The 7,135-nt window shown below is 47.7% G+C and carries 9 protein-coding genes and 1 pseudogene; all 10 read left to right on the top strand.

Features of this window, described 5'->3' with window-relative positions; genetic code table 11:
* The first annotated feature begins 51 nt into the window (after positions 1-51).
* The 10 genes and pseudogenes from JF818_RS16755 to JF818_RS15405 all read left to right on the top strand — a co-directional run bounded on the left by JF818_RS16755 (position 52) and on the right by JF818_RS15405 (position 7,008).
* Positions 52-887: pseudogene (locus JF818_RS16755) on the top strand (phytoene/squalene synthase family protein).
* Positions 875-1,519 (top strand): carotenoid biosynthesis protein, encoded by a 645-nt coding sequence (locus JF818_RS15445; RefSeq protein WP_198892939.1) that lies wholly within the window; start codon positions 875-877, stop codon positions 1,517-1,519. The pseudogene JF818_RS16755 and the gene JF818_RS15445 overlap by 13 nt, the downstream one beginning before the upstream one ends.
* A gap of 86 nt (positions 1,520-1,605) precedes the next feature.
* Positions 1,606-2,040 (top strand): OsmC family protein, encoded by a 435-nt coding sequence (locus tag JF818_RS15440; RefSeq protein WP_198892938.1) that lies wholly within the window; start codon positions 1,606-1,608, stop codon positions 2,038-2,040.
* Positions 2,041-2,112: 72 nt separating this feature from the next.
* Positions 2,113-3,051: an ABC transporter ATP-binding protein gene (locus JF818_RS15435; protein WP_198892937.1), complete on the top strand. Its 939-nt coding sequence runs from the start codon at positions 2,113-2,115 to the stop codon at positions 3,049-3,051.
* Entirely contained in the window at positions 3,048-3,779 is a 732-nt protein-coding gene (locus JF818_RS15430) for a hypothetical protein (protein WP_198892935.1), read from the top strand. The genes JF818_RS15435 and JF818_RS15430 overlap by 4 nt, the downstream gene beginning before the upstream one ends.
* The gene (locus tag JF818_RS15425; protein WP_198892932.1) at positions 3,776-4,453 is read left to right on the top strand and encodes an ABC transporter permease; all 678 of its coding nucleotides are present in this window, start codon (positions 3,776-3,778) and stop codon (positions 4,451-4,453) included. Before JF818_RS15430 ends, JF818_RS15425 begins: the two co-directional genes overlap by 4 nt.
* A gap of 6 nt (positions 4,454-4,459) precedes the next feature.
* Positions 4,460-5,554, top strand: a complete 1,095-nt coding sequence (locus tag JF818_RS16750) for a histidine kinase (RefSeq protein ID WP_198892930.1) — start codon at positions 4,460-4,462, stop codon at positions 5,552-5,554.
* Positions 5,551-6,162, top strand: coding sequence for a response regulator transcription factor (locus JF818_RS15415; RefSeq protein ID WP_198892928.1), 612 nt, complete (start codon positions 5,551-5,553; stop codon positions 6,160-6,162). The genes JF818_RS16750 and JF818_RS15415 overlap by 4 nt, the downstream gene beginning before the upstream one ends.
* A gap of 1 nt (position 6,163) precedes the next feature.
* Positions 6,164-6,343, top strand: coding sequence for a hypothetical protein (locus JF818_RS15410; protein WP_198892926.1), 180 nt, complete (start codon positions 6,164-6,166; stop codon positions 6,341-6,343).
* Positions 6,340-7,008 carry a rhamnogalacturonan acetylesterase gene (locus JF818_RS15405; protein WP_198892925.1) on the top strand — a complete coding sequence of 223 codons (669 nt, stop codon included), beginning with the start codon at positions 6,340-6,342 and terminating at the stop codon, positions 7,006-7,008. The genes JF818_RS15410 and JF818_RS15405 overlap by 4 nt, the downstream gene beginning before the upstream one ends.
* Positions 7,009-7,135: the final 127 nt, after the last annotated feature.

Below are 7,135 nucleotides of genomic sequence, written 5' to 3'. Positions count from 1 at the left end.
CCATGGTGCTTATCGCCAGTGAACTGATTGCAAAGGAAATTCAGGAAACCTATGGTAGCTGACCGACATGAACATATCTTTAGGAACGGAAGTAATACCTATTACTTCAGCTCCCGCTTCTTCCCTCCGCAAGTTCGTAGGGACGTCTATGCGCTCTATGGGTTTGTTCGTGTAGCGGATAACCTGGTGGATGACCAACCGGTGGATCCTCAGCAGTTTCATCATTTCCGCTCTCTTTACACAAAGTCTTTTTCCAGTGGTGAACCCTGTGGGGATGAAGTCATTGATGCCTTTATCGAGTACAGAAACGAAAAAGATTCGACCCTTCCTGGACTGAAGCCTTCCTTGATTCCATGGAACACGATCTGAGTGAATCAACCTGTGAAACGCTTGAGGATGTACTGACCTATATCTATGGTTCAGCAGAGGTGATCGGCCTGTTCATGGCACGGATCATGGATCTGGATGAAGCTTCCTTTCCTTATGCAGCCATGCTTGGCCGTGCGATGCAGTATATAAACTTCATCCGTGATATTGCAGAGGACAATGAACTTGGAAGACGATATCTTCCCTTATTGGATACCTCTCTCGTATCGCTGAAGGAGGAGGAAGCAAAAAAGAATCCTGAGGCTTTCTCTGCCTTTATCAGAAGAGAGATTGAGCGATATCAAGGGTGGCAGAGAGAAGCAGAAGAAGGCTATGCCTATATTCCACGCCGATACAGGATTCCTATCATGACTGCCGCAGATATGTATTGCTGGACCGCCAGCCAAATAGCCAAGGACCCGCTCGTTGTCTTTGAAAGACAAGTCAAACCGCCGAAAAGTAGGATCTTGCGAAAGGGAGTTGCCCATATGCTAGGAGTAGCCCTGCCATGTCCCATCTAAGGAAAGAAGAACGTCTGATCATCTATCTCCTGGTTCCATTCTATCTTGTGGGTACGCTTTCCCACATCGGCGATGCTACGCTTCCTCTCATGTTGGTTTTAACCCCATACTCAATTCTGTTAACCTCGGTTATTGGTTTCTTTTTTGATATACGAGAGAAGAACAATCCTCTCTTATCATGGGCTTCTGTTACCTTTCTTGTCACACTGTTCCTTGAGATCGTGGGGGTGGCTACCTCGCTTATCTTTGGGGCCTATACCTATGGGGATACCCTTGGCCTGAAGTTGCTTGGCGTTCCGCTGCTTATCGGGATAAACTGGACCATCATCATCCTGGGAATTGCAGATGTACTTAGACAGAAAGTCACGAACAATGCCCTAGCTGCTCTGATTACCGCTTCCCTGACCGTTTTGTTTGATTATGTCATGGAGCCGGTTGCCATTGCATTTGATTACTGGAATTGGACAGCCGGACCTATTCCCTTGCAGAACTATATAGCTTGGTTCGTGATAGCATTCCTCTTCTCCTATCTGTATTTCAGGAATAGCTTGCAGAGTGCAAGCAAGGTCCCTACAATCATAGTTGTGATACAGTTCATTTTCTTTCTCTCCTTAAGGATATTTGCGATATGAGATGTAGTGGTTGTTACACTGTTTATTCCCAGTAGCCGATATACTGATCTCTGAGTATATTTGGTTTCTATTAAAAGGAGTCAATCATGAGCGATAGTCATACCTATACAACCCACGTTGAGTGGACAAAAGAGAGACGGGCAGCTCTCTCATCACCTACATTGCCCACCATTGAAGTTGCAACACCTGCAAATTTTCCAGGAGGCCATGAAGGAATATGGTCACCTGAGCATCTCTACACCGCTGCTGCAGAGATCTGCTTGATGACCACCTTTCTCTCCCTTGCAGAGAAAACCAAGCTTGCATTCTTGAGCTATAAGAGTGAAGCTTCTGGGACCATGGAAAAGGCCGAGAAGGGTTTTCTCATGACCCGTATTCACATCAAGCCAACGGTGGTCATTGCTGATGAAAAGCTAAAAGAGAAGACCATTACGATGCTTGAAAAAGCGGAGAAGTACTGCCTTATCTCCAATTCGATGAAAACAGAAGTGACCATTGAACCGAATGTCTTGGTAAAGTAATACATATTGTGACATTTGTCACTGAACAGTAAGCGCCTCCTACCTGTATACTCGAGCAAGAGGTATAAAATTATGCTGTTACAGGTTGATGAAGTCATTAAACGGTTTGGGTCTACCCTTGCTCTGGATTGTTGTTCCATGCAGGTGGAAGAGGGTGAGGTCGTGGGCCTGCTTGGACCCAATGGAGCGGGTAAAACTACGTGCATCCGCTCCATCATCGGCTTAATTCCCATAGATGAGGGATCAATTACGGTTTTCTCACAAAAACAAGACGGGAAAAACCGGGAAATCCGGCGCAATATCGGGTATGTTACCCAGGAAATTACCATTTACGAGCAGATGAGCGGCAGAGACAATCTCGCCTTTTTCGCGTCACTCTATGGGATGGATAAGCAATCCATTGCAAGACGTATTGAAGAGGTAGCCCAGGTAATCGGACTGGAAGGCCGGCTTGATGACAAACCCAAGCACTATAGTGGTGGAATGAAGCGTAGGCTCAATATTGGTTGTGCCTTGATGCACCGTCCAAGCCTGATCATCATGGATGAACCGACAGTTGGTATCGATCCCCAGTCACGTTCTTTCATTCTCAGCTTTGTCAAACAACTTGCCAGGGAAGGCAGCACCATTATCTACACCTCGCACTATATTGAGGAAGTGGAAGCGGTAGCCTCACGTATCTATATCATGGACAGTGGTCATATGATTGCCCAGGGTACGCTCCCTGAGTTGATTGCCCGGATCCAGGGTGATCACTTCATAGAAGTTGAGGTCCGCATTGCAAGCGAGGAGAAGAAGCAACAGCTCTTACGTTTGCCTGATGTAAAAGAGGTAGCTCTGGAGGGAACCCGCTACAGGATTGTTGTGCCAGGTGGCATTCCTGTACTGGACAAGGTTGTCCTGATCCTCAGTGAGCAGGGCCTGGTAACCATAAACACCAAACAACCCGATCTTGAGGATGTCTTCTTGACGCTTACAGGCAAGCAACTACGTGATGAGGTCCAGTCATGATTGCCTTCCAATTGAAACGCAGCAGCCGAGACCTTGTAGGACATGCCGTCCTGATTCTCTTCCCTCTGATACTGATTTTCTTTTTCGACTACCTCTATAAGAATATCAGCATCGAGACCGGGATGGGCATGGGAGGGCAATCACGTATAACGGCATTGGCAATTGGGTTTGCCTTGACCTTCCAGATCTATGGATCGGCAATTAGTTTTGAAACACTGGCTGAGGATCTCTACTCTCCGATGCATGACAGGATCTTCTCTTCCCCAGTCGATATACGGTCCATCATACTCTCCATCCTTGTCAGCTCCACAGTACTGAGTTTCTTGCAGACTTCCATCCTGCTTGTATTCTCCAGTATCATCCTTGGGGCTTCATTCCCCTCTCTCCCCTTGGTTTTGCTGGTTTTATTGGTCTCTGTGGTCTTCAACCAACTCCTTGGAACGGTACTGTTGTTACTTACCGGTGGGGTCAAGACTGCGAATATGGTTACCACCATCTATGGCTCGATTGTGCCCATGACAGTTGGGCTCTATTTCCCGCTTCCCCAGACGGAGTTCTTCCGTATACTCCGTTTATATGGAACCCCGATGGGTCTGGCAAATACTGCAAGTTTGGCAGTTATGGAGGGGCAGCATAGGCTCTTTCTTATCTGCTTCGCTGTATTGGTTATCCTGATTGTGTTATTGTTTTTCTGTCTCAAACCTTTGGTAAGGAGGATAAGCAGATGAGTATTTTAACCTTCGCCCTAAGGGAGAATCTTCGTCAGAGATTAACACTTCCCTTGCTGTTGCTCTTCCCTCTGGTTCTCCTTCTGGTCCCCAGCATGCCTGGTTCCTTGCCGATGTCTTTCAGTCTTTTTGGGTTGCTTAACTTCTACTCAGCATTCCTCTTGGTACGTACCGTTGCTGAAGACAGGATGCGGGGAGTGTTGGTGAGAATTGCTTCTTCTCCCATCAGTCATGCACACTATCTCACCAGTCATCTAGCAGCCGGTTCTCTGTTGCTGATTACCCAAAGCTTGGTGCTCATCATTGCCTCGCTCATCGTACATGGGAGTAATACAACCAATTACTTGTTGCTCTTCATCCTCTATTGTTCCTACAGCGTCATGACCCTTTCATTCTCTTTGGCGTGGAATACCATGTTTCGCTCCTATACTACGAGTTTTGCCCTTTTCAGTGGGGTAGGTTCTATTCTCTGCCTTGTCAGTGGACTTACCTTTCCTCTTCGCTTCCTTCCTCCTGCCATGCAACGAATGGTCCGAGTGCTGCCTACCTACTGGCTTGCCCATGGCCTAGAAGCCCTCAATGAGCAAGCTGGTGCTTCTCTGCTGCTCGCTGTTGTGATACTCTTGATATTTGCAGGGATATTTCTCTTGGTAGGAAGTAGAAGGAGGCTTTAGGGACTAGTGGGTAGAAGAATAAGCATAGAGAGCAAGCACCTATTTCGGTTTGTCTTGGGTGTATTGTTTTTCCTCGTGTTCTTCTTGCGCTACCGCATGATGGATCCTCCCTTGCTTCTGGTCTTCCTCTTGGTAGTCTTCTCGCTGATGCTTCGATGGCGATTCTCGTTTTCTCCTGCTTGGATGCTCATTGATGCCTCCTTATTGACGATACTCTCTCTCTCCTTGCCTGAGGCAACCCTCTTGCTCTCGCTCTATCTTTTCTATTTTGCATCACATAGGAATTTGCTTTTCTGTATTCCCTTTGCAGTATATTTGGTAGTAGTCCTTCAGGGGCTTGAGCTGCTTGTACCGCTCTTCTCACTGCTCCTTGGAGCCCTCGTGGGAGTATGGGAGCTGGAGCGGATGCAACTGATAAAAGAAGCTGACGAGTATCGGATGAGAACCCACCATCTGGAAGCAGAGACTGAGCACCTACTCTTGGATTATGCCGATGCCCAGTATCTCTCCCGTCTTCAGGAGCGGGAGCAAATTGCCCAGATCCTGCATGACAGCTTGGGGCATGAGTTGACTGCAGCCCATCTGAGTGTTAAAGCCCTCGATATGCTCCTTGAGCGGGGTGATGTTGAGAAGGCTAAAGTGAGCCAAGAGAAGATTGAGCAGCGACTCTCCTCTGCATTGGCGCAACTCAAGCTTGCGGTCAGGCAACTGGAACCGGATGAAAAGCAAGTAGAGCGATCCATTGCCAGGCTCTTTGAGGAGTTTGTCTACCCAGTCCAGTATACGATTCGTGGGGATGTTGCCCTCGTTCCCCCTGCATTACAACAGATACTGCATTCTGCAATCAAGGAAGCGCTTACCAATGTGGCAAAGCATGCAAATCCAACGAAGGTTTCCGCCTCCCTCGATTGCAACAGTACCCTGGTGCAACTCACCATGGAGAATGATGGGATTATGGGACAGAAGAGCTCAAGTACAGGAAATGGACTACGCTATTTGAGACGGAGGGTGGAACGCCTCGGAGGAAGTATGTCGATTCAGAAAGGAGAACAGTTCAAGTTGCTGATATCCATTCCGGTCAGGGGAGAGATGGGGTTATGAGAATTCTGTTGGTCGATGATGATGCATTGGTACTGGAGAGCTTGGAGATTTTGCTCTCTGGTGATGCCCAGCTGCAGATTGTAGGAGCCCTTTCCCATGGGGCAGAAGCACTCTCTTTCCTTGAGCATACCCAGGTTGATGTAATCTTACTTGATATCCAGATGCCGGTAATGGATGGTATCGAGGCAGCACAGAGGATCCGAACCAAGTACCCGAAGGTCAAGATATTGATGCTTACCACCTTTGCAGACTATCGGACGCTTCACCGTTGTCTGGAAGCAGGCGCCAGTGGGTTCCTCCTGAAGAGTGATGAGACTGAGAAGCAGATCATGACGATCAAGGCAGTATATCAGGGGTTGCCTGTGATCAGCGAGCAGGCTCTTAAGCAGTTCTCAGAGCAACAGATGTTCTCCTCTCTCAGTAATCGGGAGAACGAGGTGCTTTTGCAAGTTGCCCAAGGGCTTAGCAACAAGGAAATTGCCGATAGGCTTTGTTTAAGTGAGGGAACGGTTCGAAACTGTATATCTGTGATGTTGGAGAAGTTGGGATTGCGTGACCGTACCCAACTTGCCATCTCTTATTGGCAACGAAAGAGCGAGGGAAGATAAGATGCGCGATATTATTATCTTGATTGCTGTCTACCTGGTAGCAGCGGTCTTAGCGATTTTTGGGATTCTTGGACTTCTCAAGCATCATACACCAGCTACTAAGCAACCTGTCCAGGAAAAGGTGTCCAGTGAAGACATGCTCTATGGTTGGGGAAAAGAGGAAGAGGAAAAGCAATCATGAAGACACTATTTCTCCTGGGAGATTCCACCTGTGCCCCCAAGGAGGATGACAAACGTCCTGAAACTGGGTGGGGAATGTACATTGAGAGCTATATCGACTCTTCCTGGGGTGTGACCAATCTCGCCCTGAATGGACGGAGTACCAAGTCCTTCCTTGAGGAAGGAGTCTTTGACCGATGCCTTGGAGTGTTGGAAGCGGGGGATTTTGTATTCATCCAGTTTGGTCATAATGACAGCAAGAAGGACAAGGAACGATACACCGAGCCTTGGTCCACCTTTCAGGGTAATCTTGCCTGTATGGCTGAGTCGGTGCATTCAAAGCGCGCAACCCCTGTTTTCCTTACCCCTATTGCTCGAAGAAAGTTCCTCCCAGATGGTAGCCTTGAGCACACCCATGGTGAGTACCCACACGCGATGCTCTCCCTCTGCCAGGCAAGGGGCTATGCCTGTATTGATATGCATAAGACAACATTCTCCCTGCTTGATCAGATGGGAGACGAATATTCCAAGGAGTTGTTTCTCCACCTCAAGGCAGGCGAACACCCAAACTATCCGGAGGGTGTTGCTGACGATACCCATCTGAATGAAAAAGGGGCAAGGGTAGTCTGCTCCTTGATCATCTCATTGTTGAAAGAGAAATACCCGAAATTTCCCTTTCTTGGTTAGAGATAGTAAAATCGACCCTCTATACTTTTCTCAATACGCATTTTCCTCTACGATAGAGCGAATACTGAAGCAGAGGAGTGATTCGTTTGGAATCCAAAGCAATTGTACTTGACCCAAAGGACAACGT

The organism is Sphaerochaeta sp. S2 (assembly GCF_016406725.1).
Lineage (GTDB): Bacteria > Spirochaetota > Spirochaetia > Sphaerochaetales > Sphaerochaetaceae > Sphaerochaeta.
The sequence above is the reverse complement of the archived record's forward strand: the minus strand, read 5'-3'. Positions and strand labels throughout refer to the sequence as shown.